At 54.5% G+C, this 617-nt stretch carries 1 rRNA gene; it reads right to left on the reverse strand.

The features are described from left to right. Window positions 1-495: ribosomal RNA gene (locus ACFPOF_RS28760) — 23S ribosomal RNA — on the reverse strand; the annotation flags it as partial. Between the last annotated feature and the right edge of the window lie 122 nt (window positions 496-617).

Raw genomic sequence — 617 nt, forward strand, 5'->3', positions numbered from 1 at the left:
TATCGGTCGCCAGGTAGTATTTAGCCTTGGCAGATGGTCCTGCCGGATTCCCACGGGGTTTCACGTGACCCGCGGTACTCGGGATCCGTCTCGGAGAGAGGAGACTTTCGGCTACAGGGTTGTTACCTTCTGTGACGGGCCTTTCCAGACCTCTTCGCCTAATCTTCTCTTTTATGACTCCATGTGAGACGTCCCACAACCCCAAGGAGCAAGCTCCTTGGTTTGGGCTACTCCGCTTTCGCTCGCCGCTACTGACGGAATCACTTTTGTTTTCTTTTCCTCAGGGTACTTAGATGTTTCAGTTCCCCTGGTGTGCCTCGAGCGAGCTATGTATTCACTCGCACGTAACTGGGCATTACCCCAGCTGGGTTTCCCCATTCGGAAATCTCCGGATCAAAGCTCACTTACAGCTCCCCGAAGCATATCGCTGTTCGTCGCGTCCTTCTTCGGCTCCTGGCGCCTAGGCATCCTCCGTGCGCACTTATTAGCTTAACCAATCGCTCCGATGTATCGCTTCCTTTTCTCCAATGCTCCTCTCGTTCCTAGGTGCTCCCGCAAGCGGGCGCGGAACGCGCTGACCATGAGTCGAACGAAACCGATACATCTTCGCTTACAGT

The sequence above is a fragment of the Cohnella soli genome (assembly GCF_042655525.1).
GTDB lineage: Bacteria > Bacillota > Bacilli > Paenibacillales > Paenibacillaceae > Cohnella > Cohnella soli.